This window comes from Chromohalobacter moromii (genome assembly GCF_023091865.1).
Taxonomy (GTDB): domain Bacteria; phylum Pseudomonadota; class Gammaproteobacteria; order Pseudomonadales; family Halomonadaceae; genus Chromohalobacter; species Chromohalobacter moromii.
Window position 1 is genome coordinate 474,768 of the sequence record NZ_JAHXDI010000004.1, and the last position, 20,698, is coordinate 495,465.

21 protein-coding genes are annotated in these 20,698 nt (G+C 60.8%); 8 read left to right on the top strand and 13 right to left on the bottom strand.

What is annotated here, in order from left to right:
• Positions 1 to 11 precede the first annotated feature (11 nt).
• Genes tusC through KZO83_RS15225 form a run of 4 tightly spaced genes read left to right on the top strand, consistent with a single transcriptional unit; the run spans position 12 to position 1,694 of the window.
• Entirely contained in the window at positions 12 to 392 is a 381-nt protein-coding gene (gene tusC, locus KZO83_RS15210) for a sulfurtransferase complex subunit TusC (RefSeq protein ID WP_178998709.1), read from the top strand.
• Positions 393 to 451: 59 nt separating this feature from the next.
• A complete protein-coding gene (gene tusB, locus KZO83_RS15215; protein ID WP_178998708.1) occupies positions 452 to 742 on the top strand; it encodes a sulfurtransferase complex subunit TusB in 291 nt (96 codons plus the stop codon).
• Positions 742 to 1,095, top strand: coding sequence for a TusE/DsrC/DsvC family sulfur relay protein (locus KZO83_RS15220; RefSeq protein WP_247621364.1), 354 nt, complete (start codon positions 742 to 744; stop codon positions 1,093 to 1,095). The genes tusB and KZO83_RS15220 overlap by 1 nt, the downstream gene beginning before the upstream one ends.
• A gap of 44 nt (positions 1,096 to 1,139) precedes the next feature.
• A complete protein-coding gene (locus KZO83_RS15225; protein ID WP_247621365.1) occupies positions 1,140 to 1,694 on the top strand; it encodes an acyl carrier protein phosphodiesterase in 555 nt (184 codons plus the stop codon).
• Between the two features lie 18 nt (positions 1,695 to 1,712).
• Here KZO83_RS15225 and KZO83_RS15230 read toward each other — a convergent pair whose 3' ends face one another.
• The 11 genes from KZO83_RS15230 to KZO83_RS15280 all read right to left on the bottom strand — a co-directional run bounded on the left by KZO83_RS15230 (position 1,713) and on the right by KZO83_RS15280 (position 12,396).
• The gene (locus KZO83_RS15230) at positions 1,713 to 2,903 is read right to left on the bottom strand and encodes a molybdopterin molybdotransferase MoeA (RefSeq protein ID WP_247621366.1); all 1,191 of its coding nucleotides are present in this window, start codon (positions 2,901 to 2,903) and stop codon (positions 1,713 to 1,715) included.
• Positions 2,896 to 3,420: a molybdenum cofactor biosynthesis protein B gene (moaB, locus tag KZO83_RS15235; protein WP_247621367.1), complete on the bottom strand. Its 525-nt coding sequence runs from the start codon at positions 3,418 to 3,420 to the stop codon at positions 2,896 to 2,898. The genes KZO83_RS15230 and moaB overlap by 8 nt, the downstream gene beginning before the upstream one ends.
• Positions 3,417 to 3,737, bottom strand: coding sequence for a DUF1244 domain-containing protein (locus KZO83_RS15240; RefSeq protein ID WP_247621368.1), 321 nt, complete (start codon positions 3,735 to 3,737; stop codon positions 3,417 to 3,419). Before KZO83_RS15240 ends, moaB begins: the two co-directional genes overlap by 4 nt.
• A gap of 121 nt (positions 3,738 to 3,858) precedes the next feature.
• Positions 3,859 to 4,902, bottom strand: a complete 1,044-nt coding sequence (locus KZO83_RS15245) for a formate dehydrogenase subunit gamma (RefSeq protein WP_178998702.1) — start codon at positions 4,900 to 4,902, stop codon at positions 3,859 to 3,861.
• Between the two features lie 11 nt (positions 4,903 to 4,913).
• Positions 4,914 to 5,564 (bottom strand): formate dehydrogenase FDH3 subunit beta, encoded by a 651-nt coding sequence (gene fdh3B / locus KZO83_RS15250; protein ID WP_075369252.1) that lies wholly within the window; start codon positions 5,562 to 5,564, stop codon positions 4,914 to 4,916.
• A gap of 58 nt (positions 5,565 to 5,622) precedes the next feature.
• Positions 5,623 to 8,484 (bottom strand): formate dehydrogenase subunit alpha, encoded by a 2,862-nt coding sequence (locus KZO83_RS15255; RefSeq protein ID WP_247621369.1) that lies wholly within the window; start codon positions 8,482 to 8,484, stop codon positions 5,623 to 5,625.
• 33 nt (positions 8,485 to 8,517) lie between these two features.
• The gene (locus KZO83_RS15260; RefSeq protein WP_247621370.1) at positions 8,518 to 8,739 is read right to left on the bottom strand and encodes a twin-arginine translocation pathway signal; all 222 of its coding nucleotides are present in this window, start codon (positions 8,737 to 8,739) and stop codon (positions 8,518 to 8,520) included.
• A 63-nt stretch (positions 8,740 to 8,802) separates the two neighbouring features.
• Entirely contained in the window at positions 8,803 to 9,492 is a 690-nt protein-coding gene (locus tag KZO83_RS15265) for a TorD/DmsD family molecular chaperone (protein WP_247621371.1), read from the bottom strand.
• 2 nt (positions 9,493 to 9,494) lie between these two features.
• Positions 9,495 to 11,153, bottom strand: coding sequence for a 4Fe-4S binding protein (locus tag KZO83_RS15270; RefSeq protein ID WP_247621372.1), 1,659 nt, complete (start codon positions 11,151 to 11,153; stop codon positions 9,495 to 9,497).
• Positions 11,154 to 11,348: 195 nt separating this feature from the next.
• Positions 11,349 to 11,966 carry a DUF3306 domain-containing protein gene (locus tag KZO83_RS15275; protein ID WP_178998697.1) on the bottom strand — a complete coding sequence of 206 codons (618 nt, stop codon included), beginning with the start codon at positions 11,964 to 11,966 and terminating at the stop codon, positions 11,349 to 11,351.
• A 4-nt stretch (positions 11,967 to 11,970) separates the two neighbouring features.
• Complete coding sequence (locus tag KZO83_RS15280) at positions 11,971 to 12,396, bottom strand: DUF3305 domain-containing protein (protein ID WP_247621373.1); 426 nt, start codon at positions 12,394 to 12,396, stop codon at positions 11,971 to 11,973.
• Positions 12,397 to 12,555: 159 nt separating this feature from the next.
• Between KZO83_RS15280 and KZO83_RS15285 the strand changes: the two genes are divergently transcribed.
• The 3 genes from KZO83_RS15285 to KZO83_RS15295 all read left to right on the top strand — a co-directional run bounded on the left by KZO83_RS15285 (position 12,556) and on the right by KZO83_RS15295 (position 15,995).
• On the top strand, positions 12,556 to 13,443 hold the full coding sequence (locus KZO83_RS15285) for a formate dehydrogenase accessory sulfurtransferase FdhD (protein ID WP_247621374.1): 888 nt from the start codon (positions 12,556 to 12,558) through the stop codon (positions 13,441 to 13,443).
• Positions 13,440 to 14,363, top strand: coding sequence for a helix-turn-helix transcriptional regulator (locus tag KZO83_RS15290; protein WP_247621375.1), 924 nt, complete (start codon positions 13,440 to 13,442; stop codon positions 14,361 to 14,363). The genes KZO83_RS15285 and KZO83_RS15290 overlap by 4 nt, the downstream gene beginning before the upstream one ends.
• Before the next feature lie 183 nt (positions 14,364 to 14,546).
• The gene (locus KZO83_RS15295; RefSeq protein ID WP_247621376.1) at positions 14,547 to 15,995 is read left to right on the top strand and encodes an APC family permease; all 1,449 of its coding nucleotides are present in this window, start codon (positions 14,547 to 14,549) and stop codon (positions 15,993 to 15,995) included.
• 70 nt (positions 15,996 to 16,065) lie between these two features.
• Here KZO83_RS15295 and KZO83_RS15300 read toward each other — a convergent pair whose 3' ends face one another.
• Entirely contained in the window at positions 16,066 to 16,698 is a 633-nt protein-coding gene (locus tag KZO83_RS15300; protein WP_178998692.1) for a helix-turn-helix domain-containing protein, read from the bottom strand.
• A gap of 84 nt (positions 16,699 to 16,782) precedes the next feature.
• The gene (locus KZO83_RS15305) at positions 16,783 to 17,721 is read right to left on the bottom strand and encodes a histone deacetylase family protein (protein WP_247621377.1); all 939 of its coding nucleotides are present in this window, start codon (positions 17,719 to 17,721) and stop codon (positions 16,783 to 16,785) included.
• Positions 17,722 to 17,929: 208 nt separating this feature from the next.
• Here KZO83_RS15305 and KZO83_RS15310 point away from each other — a divergent pair, with 208 nt between their 5' ends.
• Complete coding sequence (locus tag KZO83_RS15310; protein WP_247621378.1) at positions 17,930 to 20,677, top strand: bifunctional acetate--CoA ligase family protein/GNAT family N-acetyltransferase; 2,748 nt, start codon at positions 17,930 to 17,932, stop codon at positions 20,675 to 20,677.
• Positions 20,678 to 20,698: the final 21 nt, after the last annotated feature.

Here is a 20,698-nt window from a genome sequence, read left to right on the forward strand (position 1 = left end):
GAGGAGCTGTCATGTCCGAGATAAGCGAGGTGCCGCACGGCGATCTTCTGGTGATGTTACGTCATGCGCCGCACGGCGGCTTATGGCTACGCGAGGCTCTCGATCTAGCATTGGTGGGCGCGGCCTTCGGTCAGTCCGTCTCGTTGTTGCTGATGGGAGATGGCGTCTGGGCATTGCTTCGGGAACAAGGCCCAGGTCCATTGGGGCAGAAGGGGTCCCAAAGCACCTTCGAGATGCTGGAGATGTACGATATCGAGCGCTTGTATATCGATGCCGACTCGCTCGAAGCGCGCGGATTAACCTCCGACGATCTGCTCTTGCCGGTGATTGAAGTGTCGACGCCGGAACTGTCGACGGTGCTTGCTGGCCACCGTCAAATCTTCAATTTCTGAACGCTGCCCGTGCTCGTGTTTAACCTTAGCTGGGCGGCGCTATTAGGAGACACCTGCGAATGTTGTTGCACTTGCTCAATCGTGCCCCGAGTTCGAGCTCCGTTCATCAGGACGTATTGCGCGCGATGGGGGAGGAAGATGGGTTGATGCTGATAGAAGATGGCGTGTTTGGCGCGATGAGTGCACAGGTACAACATTTTCCCGGACTCGAAGGGCGCTTGTTCGCCCTGCGCGAGGATCTGGAATCGCGCGGTCTGGCAGGGCGGTGCGATGCCAGCGTGACGATCGTGGACATGGACGGTTTCGTGGCGCTGACCGAGGAAGCGCAACGCACGGTGAGCTGGTTCTGATGGCGACCACGCAAGCAACACGCTATATCATCGTGGAAGGCCGCGACATCGGGCTCGACCCCGAAGGGTTCGTAGTCGACTTGACGGCCTGGACACCGGCCGTAGCCGAGGCGCTAGCTGCCGAGGAAGGTAGGGAACTGACGTCCGAACACTGGGAGGCCATCGAGGTACTGCGAGCCTTCTATGCGCGTTACGAAAGCGCGCCGGCGATGCGTCCCCTGGTCAAGGCCGTCAGCCAGACGCTGGGACCCGATAAAGGGCGCTCCCTGCATTTGATGCGATTGTTTCCCGACAGCCCCGCAAAGGTGGGGGCGCGCCTGGCGGGATTGCCCAAACCAACCAACTGTCTTTAAAGACTGGCTTTAAAAGCTGTCTTTACGAACTGTCTAGGCCTTCGATGAATTTTCTTGCACATGCCTGGCTGGCACGTGGTGGCAACGACGCTTTTCTGTACGGTAACTTGATCGCCGATGGCGTCAAGGGCGATCCCGATGGCGATTGGGCGGCAGAGATCGCGCGCGGTATTCGCCATCATCGTCGCGTGGATGCCTGGGTCGATGACCATGCCGTGATCCGAGGCGTCCGTGAGCGCGCACCGCGCCCCCAGCGGCGTGTAGTGGGGATTGCGCTGGATCTGGTGTGGGATCATTTCGTGGCGCGCGATCATGCCGATGTCGCCTTGGTGGCGCGTTGTTACCGGGTGCTTCAAGCCCAGGGGCGAGCCCCTAACCGCTTGGCACCCATGATTCCCGCCTTGATCGAAGACGACTGGTTGAGTCGTTACGCCGATTTCGACTTTACCTGCCAGGCGATCGCGGGGCTCGGGCGTCGTTTGAGTGGCCCCAATCGCCTGGCCGAATTGGTTCCCTGGTTGCGCACCGACTACCCCACACTAGAGCACGATTTCCATGTCCTCTGGCCGGCGCTCAATAAAGCGTTGAGCGCTGATTAGGCCTCGTTTTCAGTGGTATTAGTCCGTTAGCCATAGGCATTCCACACGCTCGCCCTCGTTGAGGGTAGTGTGTTCGGGGACGATCGCCAGGGCATCTGCTTCGAGGCAGGAGGACAGCACGGCCGAGTTCTGATCGGCGAAGGCGTGGGCGACGGTGCCATCGTCGGTGAACTCCATCCTTACGCGCATGTAGTGACGACGTGCTTGCGTATGCGTGGTGAACGCTGCACGCGCCCACAAGCGGGGTAGCGTGGCCATGCGTGGGCAACCTAGAAGGACGCCCATGAGGGGGCGCAGATACACCCAGGCGCCGACGAAGCATGAAACAGGATTGCCAGGCAGGCCCACCAGTCGTGCTTGTCCTATGCGCCCCAGCGCCAGTGGCTTGCCAGGGCGCATGGCCAACTGCCAGAGATCTAGCTGACCCAATGTTTCCAGGGCGTGCTTGACGTGGTCTTCTTCGCCGACGCTGACGCCGCCCGTGGTCACGATGACATCGGCGCACTCGGCGGCCTCGCGCAGGAGGCGCTGGGTGGTCGCGAAGTCATCGGGGACGTGTTCGCGCATGATAAGCTCGGCGCCGAAGCGTTCGAGCAGGCGCGAGAGCATGGGCCGATTGGAGTTATGGATCTGCCCCGCGGCGAGTGGCTGGCTGGGGTCAACGATCTCGTCGCCGGTGGAGAGCAGCGCCACGCGCGGGCGACGATAAACGCTGACCTGCGTGATGCCCTGACCGGCCAGATGCCCCAGGGCGGCCGCCTCCAGCCGAGTGCCTGCTTCCAGAAGCGGAGTGCCGGCCTCCACGTCGCGTCCACGGCGACGCACGTTATCGCCCCGTGTGATGTCGCCGGGAATATGCGCCTGGGCATCTTGCGAGTCCACTCGTTCTTGCATCACTACCGTGTCGGCGCCCGGCGGTATTTCACCGCCGGTGAAGATGCGTACGCAGGTGCCGGGTGCGAGCGGCTCAGGTGCGTGGCCGGCCGCGATACGCTGGCTGATGGGTAACCACTGACCGGCATCGGCATGGCGCAGGGCATAGCCATCCATGGCGCTGTTGTCGGCCGGCGGCACGTCGAGACGCGCGGTAACCGATTCGGCCAGCACGCGGCCAGCCGCTGCCTCGCAATCGATACGTTCTACATCTCCCGCCTTCACGCCCTTCAACAGCGCTTCCAGCGCCCGTTCGACGCTTTGCAGCTCAGCCATGCTGACCTCTCCCGGGGATCACGAGGTTGGCGAAGTTGCACGGTTGATGGCGGCTATCGAGCTGTTCGTGAAGAATGCCGTCCCAGGCGGTGCGGCAGGCGCCGGTGGAGCCAGGCAAGCAGAACACCACGGTAGCGTTGGCCAGGCCGCCGAGGCAGCGACTTTGCACGGTGGAGCTGCCGATTTCCTGCCACGACAAGTGGCGAAACAACTCGCCGAAGCCTTCGATGTGTTTGTCGAGCAGCACTTCGACCGCCTCGGGGGTGGAGTCACGCCCGGTGAAACCCGTGCCACCGGTGGTGAGGATGACCTGCACGCCTTCGTCGGCGATCCACTGAGCGACGAGCGCGCGGATACGATAGACGTCATCGACGACGATGCGTTTATCGGCGAGTTCGTGCCCATCGCGCTTCAGGCGTTCCACTAGCGCGTTGCCCGAGCGGTCGGTTTCCTCTGTGCGGGTATCGGAGACGGTCAGCACAGCGACCTTGAGAGGAACGAAAGCGGCATCGCTCATGCGTGCGTGTCCTTCTTGCGCTGTTGGCGAGCGTCCAGCGCCTCGAGTTGTTCGGGCGTGGCAGGGGCCTGATAGAGCTCTTTCCATTCGCTGTAGGGCATGCCGTAGACGTATTCGCGGGCCGTTTCGTAGTCGAGCTCGATACCGCGCTCGCTGGCAGCGGCCACCAGCCATTTGGAGAGGCAGTTGCGGCAGAAGTCGGCCAGGATCATCAGATCAATGTTCTGCACGTCCTTGTTGGCATCGAGGTGATCGAGCAACTGACGAAAGGCGGCCGCTTCGAGTTCGGTGCGCGTGCCGGCGTCGATGTGTTGCATGGGAAAGCCTCCTCGCGGGATCTTTGGGGTGGTAGGACATCTGCCTGCATCATAACAAAGAGCGACACCGCCCGGGGGCGGTGTCGTTTCGTTTGCGGTGTTTCAGCGCTCGTTATGGCGTTCAGTTGGGTCGGTGTGCCGTCGCCGTGTCGTCGCCGACGGGCGGATCGCTTTGCTGGGGTTGGCCGGCGCTGTCCTTGACCTCCTCGTACCACAGGTTGTGGTGCTGTTTGGCCCAGGTTTCGTCGACATAGCCGGTCGCCATGCCTTCGAACGCGCCCTCGGTGCCCAAGGTGCCGATATAAATATGCCCGAGCGCCACGGTCATCAAGATCAATGACGTCACGCCGTGGAACATGTTGGCCCACTGCATGTTGTCTCGGGTCTGGCCGAAGATTGGAAAGTCGAGCACGAAGCCACTGACGATGACCAGCAGACCGACACTGGCCAGCAGCCAGAACCAGACCTTCTCGCCGGCATTAGCGAAACCGGCATCGGGATGCTTGTCGCCCACCATGCCGCCACCTTGCTTGAACCATTCCCAGTCGTGCTTCTTGGGTAGATTCATCTTGAGCCATTTGGCGAGGATGACGATGAGCAGGATGCCGAAGACAGGGCCCGCGTAGTTGTGGATCAGCTTGGAGCCCATGATCATGTTGGCCCAGAAGGCATCGCCGAAGATGTGACGGAACACGAACTTGCCGTACAGCAGGTTCAGGCCGGTCAGCGAGAGAGCGATGAACAGCGTGGCCACGGTCCAGTGCAACGAGCGCTCGAGAGCAGTCCAGCGCAGGATCTTACGACCCGTGCGTTCGTGATCGAGGTCGTTGCGTCCGACGACAAGATAGAAGATCACCAGGATCGCCAGCATGCCGCCGATGGCGATCAGGCCGGCGGGCGAAATCCACTCGTTACGAATCTGGCGCCAGGTCTCGCCGCTGGGGTTGATCAGGTTGTAGGTCGAGTCATGGCGGGAATCGATGAAGTCCTCGCCACTCTTGACCTGTCGCCAGGTATCGGCATCCACCGTGCCCACCGCTTGACCGATTTCCTCGTCGGGCTCAGCCGCCGATGAAGGTGGGGCCAAGCTGGCGGCCAACACCGCCAGCAATAGCACCGCACCGATCATACGCAGCCGCCACAGGCATTGCATGAGAGTGTGCATGAGCGTTCTCCTCACCCTTCACGTGTGGCGCGGGTGGCGTCGTAGGCCATCTCGTCGAGATTGGCCGAGACGTCCGGGCCCGACATTTGCGCCTTCTCGACGGACGACCAACCGCCGTCTTCATGGCCGCGATAGACCACACGCTGGCGGAAGATGTCGGAAATGGTCTGGGCGTCCCCGGCCAACAGCGCCTTGGTGGAGCACATCTCGGCGCACAAGGGCAACTTGCCTTCGGCGATGCGGTTGGCGCCGTATTTCTCGTATTCTTCTTCCTTGGTCTCGGCGGGACCACCGGCGCAGAAGGTGCACTTGTCCATCTTGCCGCGTTCGCCGAAAGCTTCTTCCTTGGGAAACTGTGGCGCGCCGAAGGGGCAGGCGTATAGGCAGTAACCGCAGCCGATACAGATGTCCTTGTCATGCAGGACGATGCCGTCATCGGTCTTGTAGAAACAGTCGGTGGGGCAAACCGCCATGCACGGGGCGTCGTCGCAGTGCATGCAGGCCACCGAGATCGAGACCTCGGAGGGCTTGCCATCGTCCAGGGTGACCACGCGACGACGCTGGATGCCCCAGTCGGTCTCGTTGGCGTTCTTGCAGGCCGTGACGCAGCCGTTGCATTCGATGCAGCGTTCGGCGTCGCACAGGAATTTCATTTGAGCCATGGTGTTCTCCTCTTGCCGATGAGGCGCGAGGCCTCATCGGTGTTTCAAGCATCGTCGGTCAGGCGGAGGCTTTCTCGATCCGGCATAGCGTGCACTTGGTTTCCTGCATTTGCGTCACTATGTCGTAACCGTAAGTGGTCGCGGTGTTGGCGGCCTCGCCGAGTACATAGGGCCGTGCCCCTTCGGGGTACTTGTCCGCCAAGCTCTCGCCCTGGAAGATGCCGCCGAAATGGAAGGGCATGAACGCCACGTCGCGCGCCACGCGCGGCGTCACCATGGCCTTGACTTTGACCTTGCCGCCCTCGGGGCCGTGGACCCAGACCATGTCGTCGTTCTTGATGCCCAGGTCGTTGGCCTGCGCCGGATTGATCTCGACGAACATTTCCTGCTGAAGCTCGGCGAGCCATGACATGGAACGAGTTTCCTCGCCGCCGCCCTCGTACTCGACCAAGCGCCCCGAGGTCAGGATGATCGGGAAATCTTTGCTGAAGTCTTGCTCCTGAATCGAACGATAGAGAGTCGGCAGACGATAAAATGACGCCACGTCGTCCCAGGTCGGATATTCCTCCACCAGGTCGCGCCGGCTGGTATAGAGCGGTTCGCGATGCTTGGGTACCTCGTCGGGGAAGGTCCAGACCCGGCAACGTGCCTTGGCGTTGCCGAAGGGCGCGCAACCATGCTCGATAGCCACGCGCTGAATCCCGCCGGAAAGATCGGTTTTCCAGTTCTTGCCTTCCGCCGCGGTTTTCTCTTCGGCGGTGAGATCATCCCACCAGCCCAAGTCCTTGAGCATGTCGGCGGTGAACTCGGGGTAACCGTCGTTGAGCTCGGAGCCCTCGCTTGCGACGCCGTCGGCGAGTAGATCCTCGCCATCGTGTTCGACGCCGAAGCGGGCCCGAAACGTCAGGCCACCTTCTTTAACGGACTTGCTCATATCGTAGAGCAGGGGCGTGCCGGGGTGATTGAACTCGGGCGTTCCCCAGCAGGGCCAGGGCAAGCCGTAGAAATCACCGTCGGCGGGGCCGCCTTCCGCTTTCAACGTGTCGAAGTTGAAGGTGTGCCAATTCTTCTGGTGTTCTTTGAGGCGCTCGGGACTTTGCCCGGTATAGCCCACGGTCCACATGCCGGCGTTGATCTCGCGTAGGACATCTTCAATGACCGGGCGTCCGTCTTCGATGGCGAAGTTGCGTGTGAACTCGTCGCCGAAGCCCAGCTTTTTGGCCATGAGATACATGATTTCATGATCGGGCTTGGAGTCGAACATCGGTTCGACGACCTTGTCGCGCCATTGCAGCGAGCGGTTGGTGGCAGTCACGCTACCGGTGGTTTCGAACTGCGTGGCCGCGGGTAGCAGGTACACGCCATCCGTGCGGTCGTGCATGACGGCGGCGACGGTGGGGTAGGGATCGACCACGACCATCAACTCGAGCTGACTCATGGCCTTTTTCATTTCCGGACCACGGGTCTGCGAGTTCACCGCATGCCCCCAGTAGAACATCGCCTTGAGGCTGGTACGCTGGGCGATATCCTCGTCGTTTTCCAGAACCCCATCTATCCACCGCGAGACGGTGATGCCATTGGAGTTCATGGGCAGGCTACCGTTGTATTCGGTCTGGTCGAAACGGCCCTTGATCCACTCGTAATCGACATTCCATATCTTGGCCCAGTGCTTCCATGCGCCTTCGGTGAGACCGTAATATCCAGGGAGTGAATGCGACATCAATCCTAGATCGGTCGCGCCCTGCACGTTGTCGTGGCCACGGAAGATATTGGCCCCACCGCCGGAAACGCCGATATTGCCCAGCGCCAGCTCGAGGATGCAGTACGCGCGGGTGTTGTTATTGCCGGTGGTGTGCTGGGTACCGCCCATGCACCACACCACGCAGCCAGGACGGTTCTCGCTGATGCGCTTGGCGACATCGTACATGTCGGCCTCGCCGACGCCAGTGATGCGCTCGACCACGTCCGGCGGGAACTCGGCGACTTCGCGGCGTACTTCTTCCATGCCGAACACACGCTGATCGATGAACTGCTGGTCTTCCCAGCCATTCTCGAAGATATGCCAGAGCAGCCCCCAGATATAGGCCACGTCGGATCCCGGCCGCAGGCGCACGTATTTGTTGGCCTTGGCAGCGGTCCGTGTGAATCGCGGGTCGACGACGATGATTTGTGCGTGGCTACGTTCCTTGGCATGCAGAATGTGCTGCATGGCGACGGGGTGCGCTTCGCTGGGGTTGGAGCCGATGAACAGAATCGACTTGCTGAAGTGCATGTCGTTGAGCGAGTTGGTCATCGCCCCGTAACCCCAGGTATTGGCCACACCGGCGACGGTGGTGGAGTGGCAGATGCGTGCCTGGTGATCGGTGTTATTGGTGCCCCACAAGGCTGCCAGCTTACGCATCAAGTAGGCTTGTTCGTTATTGAACTTGGCCGACCCTAGCCAATAAATGCTGTCGGGGCCGTGTTGTTCGCTCAATTCCAGCACCTTGTCACCGATCTCCTCGATGGCCTGATCCCATTCGAGGCGCTGCCACTTGCCGTCGACCAGCTTCATCGGGTACTTCAGGCGCCGCGTGGAATGGCCGTGCTCACGTAGCGACGCGCCTTTGGCGCAATGCGCGCCGCGGTTGATCGGGTGGTCGAACGCGGGCTCCTGCTTGGTCCAGACGCCTTCTTGCACCTCGGCGTAGACGCCACACCCCACCGAGCAGTGAGAGCAGATGGTGCGCTTGGTTTCGACAGGAGCATCGGAATACGCCGTTTTTTCCTTGGCGTTGGCGGCCTGCATCATGCCATGGCCCATGAAACCGGCAGCGGCGAGGCCTCCCGTCGCCACACCACTGCGTTGCAGGAATTGCCGGCGGCTGATGCCCAGCCCACCCTGGCCGGCGGGTTGGGAGGATTTTCGAGTCAATCGCATGGTTATGTCCTCAGTTCCGGTTCTCTCGACCGTTTAGTCGCGCAAGGTGGCGTAGAAGGCCTTGACGTGATCGGTTTCGCGATACGTCGTTTCGCCGGCATCGGTGGCGTCTTTTTCTTCATCCGACTGTGCTTGTGCCAAGGTGACATGGCCGACGGCTACGGCTGCACCCGCAGCGACCGTGCCCAGTCCGATGTTGCGCAAGAAGCGGCGCCGGGCGGGATTGTTCGACGTTTTATTGTTCGACTCTTTCATGGGGCGACTCCTGTGGTCACTGGGCACCTTGATGTCGCCGTCAGGCAGCGTCATGGGTGCAGGTCATGAGTGGGTGTCCCCTTCACTGAGCTTAGTGGGGGTTGGCGAAAATGTGACGACTTGCGCGTCGGGATCGTTCTGCAACTGGTTATCTTCGCGCGATAGAAAGACCTCGCCCAGTGCGCCGACGCTGGCATAGAAAGGGTCTTCGACCTGGGCCAGATCATGCATGAAACGTAGCGCCCAAGGGTTCAGGTGGCGTTTGAAAAAGGCCGCCTGTGCTTCGGCGTGGGATTCGATGAGCATGGCCATGACTTCGCACATCGCAGAGAAATGATCCTCGGGCTCCTTGACGTGTGCGGCGCGTTCGAAGCCCAGGTGCTTGAGATCATGGCGCAGGGCCACCAGGGGCATCTCCATCAGCGATCCGGTCAGGTACCAGGAGGCATACGGCACGAGCTGACCCTGAATGACCCCGACCAGCAGGCCGAAATGCACATCGTGCAGTGTGCCCGGGTGCGCGTGCCGGGCCGCCAGCGACAATGAGGCCCAGTGCCGCTTGAGTGCCGAGCTCTCATCGTCGGGTTCGAGCGCGGAGAGAAAGTCGAGGAGCTCGGCATTGGGCGCCTCACGCACCAGGCGGGCCAGCAATAGATAAACATCGGCGCGCAAGGCGTTGCGCTCTTCAAGAGCCGCGGAAAGCGACGCGGGCGTATCGGTTGAGTGCGTGTCGGTATGCTCGGATGTCGTCATGGTCATACCTTGAGCTGAGCGTTGGGGTCACGCGCCATGTCGTGCCAGATATCCTTGACGCGACAGTCTTCACACATTTCCAGTCGCTTGATGGCGTCGCCGGCGAAATAGGGGTGATCGGCGAGTTTCTGCTTGATCGAGGCGATGGTGCTGGCGGTGGCAAAGGCCTTGCCGCAGCTGATGCATTCGAATGGCGCCTCTTCCTTGACCGTCGCGACGTGGTTGCGGGTCTCTGGAGCGGCCATGAAACCGGGGTGCAGCGCTATGACCTGTTCGGGGCATGCGGTTTCGCAAAGCCCGCACTGCACACAGGCACTTTCTTGAAAGTTGAGAGCCGGTGATTGACCGGGGCTGCTGAGTGCTTGGGTGGGGCAGACCGCCACGCAAGCCATGCACAGCGTGCAGTTGTCGGTATCGATGTCGAGGGTGCCGAAAGGTGCACCCGCCGGCATGGCGACACGCGTCTCACGGGGCGTGCCGTGCGTGGCAAGGAAATCGAGAATGGCGTTGAGTGCCTCGCGCTTAGCGTGTGGGCGTTTCGCCTCCAGCCGTTCGCCGAGGGGTAGCAAGATCGGCAGTGCGTCGCGTATGGCGATATCGCCTGCATCGATCAGGCTCAGGCGCCGAGGGTCGTGGCCCAGCGACTCGAGCATGGTAATGGCCTGTGCATGCTGATCGCGCACCAAATGCGCCAAGGAAGGCGGCAGGGCATCATGCATGACGATGCGCACCTCGGCGGCGCCCCGCGCAATGGCGCCGAGCCAGTGGTCGAGCCCCGCCGCGCCGAGTTCCTCCAGCGGAACATCCAGCACATGGCCCGCTGGTTCGGTGGTTTCGCCGGCTTGGGTTTCTTGATCGACAAAGCGCACCACCGCCGTATCGCCGCCTTCGGCTTGGTAGCTAGCAAGAAGACGCGCGATGTAATCGTCGAGGCTTTCAGGCGTGGGCAATGCATAACGAATGGCCCCGGTGGGGCAGACGCTGGTGCAACTACCCGCGCCGTGACAACGGAATGGGTCGATGACGATTTCTTGCTTGACGCTCGAGATAGCGTCAGCGGGGCAGATATCCAGGCAGCGGGTGCAGCCGCTTTGGCCGCGCCCGGCATGGGCGCACAAATCGCTTTCGATCTGAAAATAGCGCGGCTTTTCGAACTCGCCGATGCACGCTTGAAGATCCTGAATGGCTTGGTCGAGGGGCGTGGCGTGTGTGACGCGGTGATACCCTGGGGGCGGCAATTCGTACTGCAGCAGTGGCGGTGTGCCGAGGTCGAGAATGGCATCGAAGTGATCGCGCCCGAGGCTGGCCTGGGAAAGAGACTCACCGCCGTCACGGGAGGTCAGATGAAATGCGCCCAGGTAACCTTCCAGGTGAGGGTGGGTGCAGGCGATATAGTGCGCATTGGCGATATCGGACGCCTCGTCAACGTCATCCTGCGTCGCGATCAATGTCACGCTGGCGAGCTCGCTGTCCACGAGCTGGCGGGCCGCCCGGTGGATCGCGTCCGCCGGCCCCACGATGGCGACATGGCCGTGGCTAACGTAGCTCACGGTGGGCGGGGCGAGGTTCTGCGGCCATGATACCTGCTGCAGGGCAGCCTCACGGGCGGCTACATTACGTGCGTCGTCATTCAACGCGCGCGTATCGATGAACTGGGGCATGTCACCTCATCAACTTGTCGGTCTTGCCACGGGTCTTTGAATCTTGTCGTGCCAATCGTGTGGCATCGCGTCTCGGTCTTTGCCGAGCTTTATATAATGTTATGACTGCAGGTTAGATACCCGTTCTCGTCGCAAACGAAGGGCTTGCCGGGCAAGATACGGGAGTACTCGTGCAGCATTGAGCTCCCCAGTGGGTCAACTTGACGCACCCGAGCGCCCAGATGGGTCATTTAGTGGCTTTTCTTCTGGTGGTGCTACTTCTTCTGACAGGCCTACCTCTTCTGGACGGATGGCCTGCGCTGGTTCAGAAGCGTCGTCCTTATTCTCTTCAGTAGGGATATCGGATTGCAGCATCTCCGCGTCGTCACGCTGTTCCGCGTCTGGGGATTCAGTCTCTTGGTCCTTGTGCAGCCATTGGCGCATGCGTGCACTGACCTCGGGCATCATGCGCATCAGTTGCGAATAATCCTCGTCGTAATCGTCGAGACCGTCGCGCACGTTGTAGTTGCCGACCTTGAACATGCGGCGCAGAGCGCGGCGTTTGAGGAATTCACCGACCCCCGGCAGCATGAAGGCTCGGAAGTCGTCCCCGGCGCCGAGTTGTTCCGGTTCGGGTAGTTGCTCATCGAGAGGGCGCTGCGGGTCGTAACCGGGGATCAACGCTGCGGCGCGTGATGACGTTTCGTGCTCTTCGCTCGGGGCAGGCGCGTGTGCTTGTTCCGCTAGGGTGGCCGGTGTTTCTGCGCTCGCTTTATCGGACGACGCGTCGCCATGATCGCGTTTGCGCTGTGACCAGCGTTGCATGAAGCTCATGACATCACTCCTGACTGGCGCGCCCGGCGCCTGCGCGTTTCTTCTTGCGGCCACCTTCGACACGTTCGCCGTGACGCGCCAGGTAGGCCTCGATCCAAGCCTGTATGGCCAAGGGCATGGGAGTGTCGAGTACCTGGGTGTCACCATCCATCCAGTTGGCCGCGACTTCTTGGCTCGCGGTCAGCTCGCGCGCTACAGGACCGTTATCGGTCGACTCGCAGCGCACGAATAGACGGGGGTGGTGAGAGTTCAGGTTGAAACGGTAGGCAGTACGCTCGGTGAGAAAGAGTGTCAGTGGCAGGACATGAGGACCGCGATCATGGCACCCCATGTCTGCGATGTACCAGGCCAGGGACGTGAAGCCCTTGACCTCCTGGCGTTGGAACGCCAGCTCGAAGCTTAAGTGTCTCAGATTATCGTCGGCCGCCATGATGGTTGCCTCCCTGTGAGATGAAACATGGCACGCTATGTCTGAATCATATAGCAAGCCGCATGCCTGATAGTCTGGAAAATGCGTCATCGCCGTATATTTCCCTTGGTCATGCGTATCGCGCTTTGGGTATCCTGTCGCTACAAGAAGGAGGTGAGCATGTCCAATGTAGTGCTGAGTCGGGCGCGAATGCCGACGACACTCGAGATTGCGGTGATCGACGAGTATGGCCAGCGTCGTCAGCAGGCGATCGCCGCCGAACGTGCCTTGACGGTGTACTTGAATCGTCATGAGATCGTCACGTTGATGACGCTGGGCGCCGAGCCGGAAGCGCTAGTGCTCGGTTACTTGCGCAATCAGGGACTGTTGATGCGTGTCGAGGATGTCGAAGCACTGCAGGTCGACTGGGACGTGGAAGCCGCCGCGGTCGTGACGCGTGCCATGCCGGAAGATCTCGACGCGCGCCTGGCTCAGCGAACCGTGACTACTGGCTGCGGACAGGGGACGGTCTTCGGGCGTTTGCTCGATGCCACCGATCTGCGCCCCTTACCCTGCGAGCCGTTATCCCAGGCGGTGCTGTATCGCATGCTCGACAATCTGGGGCAGTTCAACGAAACCTATCGCAATGCCGGGGCTGTGCATGGCTGCGCGCTATGCCGTCAGGATCGCGTGCTGGGGTTCGTGGAAGACGTGGGGCGCCATAATGCGGTGGATACGCTGGCCGGTCGCCAATGGTTGGCGGCACTGGGCGAAGGCGCGCCGGAAGACGCCGAGCTGGCCACGGCAGACATCTTCTACACCACAGGGCGGCTGACGTCTGAAATGGTGCTCAAGGTCGCGCAGATGGGAATCAGCGTACTGGTCTCACGTTCTGGCATGACGCAGAAAGGCGTGGAGTTGGCGCGGCGGTTCGGTGTATTGCTGGTGGCCCGTGCCAAGGGACGTCATTTCCAGGTCGTCGACGAACAGGCACGCCTGGTGTTGGACGCCATGCCGGCGCTACGCCCAGGAGACAAAGCGGCGTCTCGGCACAAGGGCACCTCATGAGTGATACATCTTCAACCTCGCCATTTCTCAACGTGCATCAAGTCGCTGAACTGTTGCATCTCAACGAAAAGAAGATTTACCAGCTGGCCAGCGATGGCGCCATTCCCTCTACCAAGGTGACCGGCAAATGGCTCTTCCCCCGACGCCTGGTTGAGCAGTGGATCCTGGAGTCTTGTCACCATGGGGTGCTGGCCGATCGGTTGATGGTGACCGGCAGTGACGACCCGTTGCTCTCGGCGCTGATCATGCGACTCAATCAGCAGCAACAAGGGCATGCCTTCTATGGTTATAGCGTCACCGGGACGCAACTGGGTTTATCGCTGCTCTCGCAAGGTCGCGCCGATGTGTGCGCCATTCACTGGGGGCGCGCCGAGGAGAGTGAGTTGCGCCATCCCGCTCTGGTGAGAAGTCATAGCGGCTATCGTCATTGGGTGCTGGTACGTCTTTTCCGCCGCAGTCAGGGGTTGATCATTCGTGCGGAGGACCGACACCAGCCGCACGACCCTTCCGGACTCTTTGGCGGCAATCGGCGCTGGGCGATCCGCCAGGAAGGGGCCGGGTCGCAGCGTTTTCTCAAGGAATGGTTGGCAGGGCATCAATTGCGACTCGAGCAGCTCAACACTCAGGTCGTCGCCTATAGCGAGCGTGAAATCGCCTCGCTCATCGCGCGTCACGAAGCCGATATCGGCCCGGGGACGCTGTCGGCGGCCAATGAATTCGGCTTAGGCTTCATTCCCATCACCGAGGAGGCGTTCGATCTGGTGACGCCGCGCAACGTGTATTTCCGGTCGCTGCTGCAGCAGATGTTCGATTATCTACACAGTGCCGCCGGTTTGACTCTGGCCCAATCATTGGGCGGTTACACGCTCGACGAATGCGGCAAGCTGTTATGGCGGGGCGACGACGTTCAGCATACCTAGCGCCTTGATTGTTCTTATCGCCATGGCGTGGAAAAAGCGGACATGGCCTCGTGCCCCGGGTTGTCTCGATTCACCTGGTCCATTATCTTTCCTGGCGGGCGTGCATTATATGAAACGAATGCCGCTGTCTGGACGCAAGATAAGTACACTCAACAACACCGCTTTCCATAAACGAGTATCGCGATGAATCGAACAACGACTTCCCATGGGGCCAGTGAACTGACGCGGGTGCTGGCGCGCAAGGATGTGCTCGCATTGGCGTTCGGCGCCATGGTCGGGTGGGGCTGGATCGTCATGACCGGTAACTGGATCCAGTCGGCAGGGAGCATGGGCGCCATTCTGGCGTTTCTCATTGGCGGGGTCGCCATCGTATTGGTGGGATTGACGTATGCCGAGCTCGCCTCGGCCATGCCTCAGGTCGGTGGCGAGCACGTATATAGTTATCACGCCCTGGGGCATTTCGCCTCGTTTCTCTGTACCTGGACCATCGTGCTGGGTTACATGAGCGTGGTGTCCTTCGAGGCCGTGGCCCTGCCCACGGTATTCGAGAACTTGTTCCCCGGCTATGCCGTCGGCCATCTGTGGACGATCGCCGGTTGGGACGTCAAGGCCACCTGGGTGGCCGTCGGTGTCGTCGGCTCGCTGATCATGATGGCGATCAACTACATCGGCATTCGCACGGCGGCTCTGGTGCAGAAACTGGTGACGATTCTGATTCTGGTGGTGGGCGTGATGTTCATCACCGGAGCGTTGTTTACCGGAGACGCGGCTCATATGGAGCCCCTGTTCAACGTCGAAAACGGTCTTGTGGGCGGTATCATGACGGTCATGATCATGGTGCCGTTCATGTTCGTGGGCTTCGACGTGATTCCCCAGGCGGCGGAGGAAATCAACCTGCCGTTTCGCGATATCGGTAAGGTGCTGATGATCTCGGTCATCCTGGCGGTGTTCTGGTATGCGTTGATCATCCTGGGCACATCGCTGATGCTCAATCCGCAGGCACTGGACGCTTCCACGCTGGCGGTGCCGGATGCCATGCAGGCCGTTTTCTCGGCGCCCTGGGCTGGCAAGTTGATGGTGCTGGCGGGGATCGCGGGTATCATCACGAGCTGGAACGCTTTTTACATCGGCGGCTCCCGTGCCGTTTACGCCCTCGCGCATGCAGGCATGCTGCCAGCGTTTTTGGGCAAGCTTCACCCGCGCTACAAGACACCCAGCAACGCGGTCATCATGATCGGCGCGGTATCCTGCCTGGCACCGTTTTTCGGCCGTCCGATGCTGGTGTGGTTGGTGGACGCCGGCGGGCTGGGTATCGTCATCGCGTATTTGTTCGTGGCGCTGTCGTTTGTGGTGATGCGTTACAAGAACGCCGATATGCCGCGTCCCTTCAAGGTGCCCTATGGCAAGTTGGTCGGCATCGTCGCGGTGGCGTTGTCGCTGGGCATGGTGAGTCTTTACCTGCCGGGCAGTCCGTCTGCATTGTTGCCGATCGAATGGGTGGTCTTCGGGGCGTGGATGTTGCTCGGGCTGGTGATGTACCTATGGGCGCGCAAGCGCTATGGCGTGGCGTACAGTGATCGCATGATGGCCCGCGAGCTTTCCGGCGATAGCGCCGTCAAGGATATCGACTGAAGGCGTCAGTCTCCGAGTGAAGAAGTAGTAAGCGCCCGGCCTTGAGCCGGGCGCTTTCGTTGATGGCGTATCACGCGTTCTCGCCGCGCGTGCATACGGAGAGTACGACGGCGTCCGACTCGCTGATGGACACTAAGGCGTGCCCCATGTCGCTGTCGAAATAGATGCTGTCGCCGTGGGTCAGGTGTAGTGGTTCGTAGAACTCGGTATACAGCAGGATATCGCCGTCGAGGACCATTAGGAATTCCTCGCCGTCATGGCGGACCCACTCCTGGAATTCGTCGAAGCTGCGAGCGCGGACGATGGTCTTGAAGGGGATCATCCTTTTTTGGGCCAGCTGCCACGAGAGGAGCTCATGCTCGTAGGTGGGGGTGGGATGCTGTTGGCCTTCGCCGACACGCGTTAGATCGCGGCGACCGAGTGTGCGTGACTGCGGTTTGGGTGGCGTCAGCAATTGTGGTAGATCGATTCCGAGGCCGCCGATGAGCTTCTGCACGGCGCTGAAGGTCGGTGAGATCTGGTCGTTCTCGATCTTGGAAAGCGTCGAACGCGCCAAACCGGTACGTTGGCTGACATCTTCCAAGGTCCAGTGGTTGGACAGGCGAATTTCCTTGAGGCGATCACCCAGACGTAGCGGCTCGACGAACGCTTTGCGTCCGGAGGCGATGCGCAGGGCGGCGTCGCTATCGGTTTGGGTAGCCATGGGGTTCCACAATAGGAAATAAAGTTTCCGTTAGGATACCACAGCCCGATGGGCGCGGGGCGAGCCAGGGTCGTTTGGACGCGCTTATGGGTCGCCTAGAGGAAAGCCCAGCAGTGCTTTGAGATGTGCCTCGACACTGGTACCCAAGGCATCCAGATGATAGCCCCCTTCGAGTACCGAGACTAAGCGCCCGTCGGCGTATACACGGGCGATATCCAGGGCGAGTTGCGTCACCCAGAAATAATCGGACTCGACGAGATTAAGATCCGCCATGGGATCGTCGCGGTGAGCATCGAACCCCGCCGAGAGCATGATCAATTGGGGCTTGAAGGTTTGCAGGGCGGGAAGCCATTGCATTTCCACGCGACGGCGAAACTCATTGCCATCGGCGCCTGCTGACAAGGGCGTGTTGACGATGTTGTCCCAGGTGCCGTCCTGATAGCGCCAAGGGTAGTAGTGCGACTGGAAGCTCGAGCAGACCAGAACGCCTGGGTCGTCCTTGAAGATATCGACCGTACCGTTGCCTTGGTGGACGTCGAAGTCCAGCACGGCGATACGTTGGACGCCATAGCGCTCGCGGGCGTGGGCCACCCCGATGGCGACGTTGTTATAGAAGCAAAAGCCCATCGCTGAGCCGCGTTCGGCGTGATGGCCCGGGGGACGCACGGCACAGAAGACATTGTCTGCCTGGTGCCGAAAGACCTGATCGACGCCACGTACGACCGCGCCGGCGGCGACGCGCGCGGCGGCTAGCGTGTCCGGGTTCATGTGGGTCTCGCCGTCGAGTTCGCTCAAGCCTTCCTGTGGGGCATGCGCCTCGAGCATCTTGAGATACTGTGGACAATGTGCAAGGGCGAGCGTCTGCGCTTTTACCGGCTGCGCTTCGGATTGCATGGTATGCGTCAATACACCACTCAAGGCCAAGCGCGCGCGTATGGCTTCAAGACGTTTGGGGCTCTCGGGATGATTCGGCCCCATGAAATGCTGCATGCAATCGGGGTGGGTGATATATGCAGTGATCATGGGAACTCCATCCAGAGGGCGTCTATTGGTTGAGACGATGGGCGCATGCTGTCCGCGTGGGACCTTAAGGCCTGATAGGATGTAAAAACAGTGCCCATAGGTCGAACGATGACATGTCACCGCGGCCGTGACGAGAGGCCTACGCTGAGTTTAGGCCGTTCGCGCGCGATGGTGAGCGGCAAGGTCGGATCAAGCGGGAGAGATTGCTGTGGGAACGCGTTTTCTGCGTCACTTCTTCGAACCACATAGCGTGGCAGTGATCGGCGCTTCGGAAAAGCCGCACTCGATGGGCGGCATGGTGCTTGGCAATCTGCTCGAAGCCGGTTTTTCCGGCACGCTGTGGGCGGTGAACCCGCGGGGGTATGACACGGTCTATGGCGTCACCTGCGTGAAGCGTATCGCGAGTTTGCCCGCCGTGCCGGATCTGGCGATTCTCTGCAATCCGGTAGAAGGCGTGCCGTCGACCATCGAAGCACTGGGTAAGATGGGCGCGCGCGCGGCCTTGGTACTTTCGGGAGGCTCCTACCTCGACGATCGCACGCAGGATGGTGGCTCGCTGCGAGAGCGTATGCTCAAGGCAGCGCTGCGCTCGGGGATCCGCGTGTTGGGGCCAGAATGCCTAGGGATCGTGGTGCCCGGTAGCAAGCTCAATGCCACGTATGCCAGCCAGCCGATCAAGGCGGGTCGCGTCGCCTACCTGGGGCAGTCGGGAATGCTCGGCAATGCCATGATCGACTGGGCCGCGGGGCGCGACATCGGCTTTTCACATCTGGTGACATTGGGCGATAGCGTCGATGTGATGCTGTCCGATCTAATGGATTACATCAACCAGTACTCGCCGACACGCGCCTTGCTGCTACATCTGGAGCGGGTGCACGACGCGCAGCATTTCATGACCGCACTGCGCGATGCCTCACGACACCGGCTGGTGCTGGCAATAAAGAGCGGACGTTCGGTGCAGTCGACACTGACGCATGAACCGCAGACGCCGGGGATCGATAATCGCGACGTAGTGTTCGACGCAGCGTTGGCACGCGCAGGCGTCGTGCGCGTGGATGATTCCGATGAGTTGTTCGATGCCCTGGAAACGCTGACGCGGATGCGACCGTTGCGCGGTGATCGCTTGGCCATCGTGGCGAATGGTTTGGGACCGGCGCTCTTGGCGATCGACAAGCTGGTGATCGCTGGCGGCAAGCTGGCGGAGCTGACCGATGTGACTCGCGATGCGCTGGTGCAAGGGGAGTTCGATGTCAGCTTGCCAGGACGCAATCCGATCGATTTGGGCGGTAACGCCTCGCCCGAGCGGTTCGTCGATGCGCTGGAAATCGTGGCGGCCGATGCCAACGTGGATGCGGTACTAGTGGTGCACGCACCGACTCGCCTGGCGCCTTCCAAGATCACGGCCGAGGCGCTGATCGCTAATCGTAAACGCTTCAAGCGCAACCTGCTGACCAGTTGGATGGGGCTCGAGGAAGCGCTCAAGGCACGCCATGAGTGCAATTTGGCAGGAATTCCTACCTATATTTCACCAGAGAAAGCGGTCAAGGCTTTCATGCACATGGTCGATTATCAGCGTGTGCAGACGCTCCTACAGGAAACGCCGCCGAGCCTGCCCTTCACGACGCAACCCGATATTCGCGCCCGCTGCCATCGTTTGATTGCCTCGGCCAAGCAGCGTGAGCGTGATCGCCTGACGCATCAGGAGACGGCCGAGGTCCTGGCCGCTTATGGCATACCGTCGGCGCCGAGCCAGTATGTCTTCGACCCTGAAGAGGCGCTTCAAGCGGCGCGGGGCATCGATGGCCCCATGGCACTGAAAATCGTGCATGCGCATAATTGCGTGCCATTTCGCTACCGTAAGCATCCGCATAAGCTCTCCGCGGGCTTGCTGCAAGATCTCGAGACGCCGGAGCAGGTGGCCGATGGCGTGCGGCGTCTAGGTGATAAGGTTCGCGAGAAATTTCCCGAAAGCTCGATTTTTAGCTATTGCCTGCAACGTATGCAGCGTGGCAAGGCGTCGATGCAACTCTGCGCGGGAATCACACGTGACCCGGTGTTCGGGCCTGTCATTGTCTTCGGCATCGGTGGTTACAAGATCAATGTGCTGGCGGATCGACAGGTGGCCTTGCCGCCTCTGAACATGACGCTGGCCAACGAGCTGGTATCGCGTACGCATGCGTACCGTCTGATCCGCGAGCACGCCTCCGACCCCGAACAGGACGTCGAGCGCCTCTGCGAATTGCTGGTCAAGCTCTCGCAAATGGCCTCGGATTTGCCCGAACTCCAGGGATTGGAGCTCAATCCGCTATTGCTCAACCGCGATGGTGTCGTGGCGGTAGACTTTGCCATGGACCTTGGGCAGCCCGCGCGTCATGCGATCATGCCGTATCCCGAGGAGCTGCGTGAATGGCAGGCGTTGGGCAATGGCATGGATGTCGAAGTGCGGCCGATCCGGGGAGAGGACGCGCCGCTGATCACGCTGTTCCACGAACAGCTCTCCGAGGAAAGCATTCGCTTTCGTTATTTCCACCACAAAGCGGACCTGACGCAGCGCGATCTGGCCGTGCTGTCGCAGATCAATTACGACCGCCAAATGGCCTTCATCGCCGAGCATGCGCGCCCCGATGGGAGTAAGGAAATGCTCGGTGTCGTGCGTGTATGGAACGATCCGGACAATATCCGCACTGAATTTTCCGTGATCATTCGCGATGATCTCCACGGGCATGGCCTCGGTAGCCTACTCATGGGGAAGATGATCCGCTACTGCAAGGGCCTTGGCATCCTCGAGATGGTCGGCACGGTGATGCTCGACAATCAGCCCATGCGCGCGTTGCTGAAACACCTGGGCTTTAGTTTCCGCTATAACATGGAAGAGCAGGTGGTCGAGGCCTCCTTGCGGCTCAATGAGCCGAGCAACGATTGGCAACGCCACCGGCTGGAGAGTCCGACGGACTAAGGCGCCTTGGCCTATTCCCCC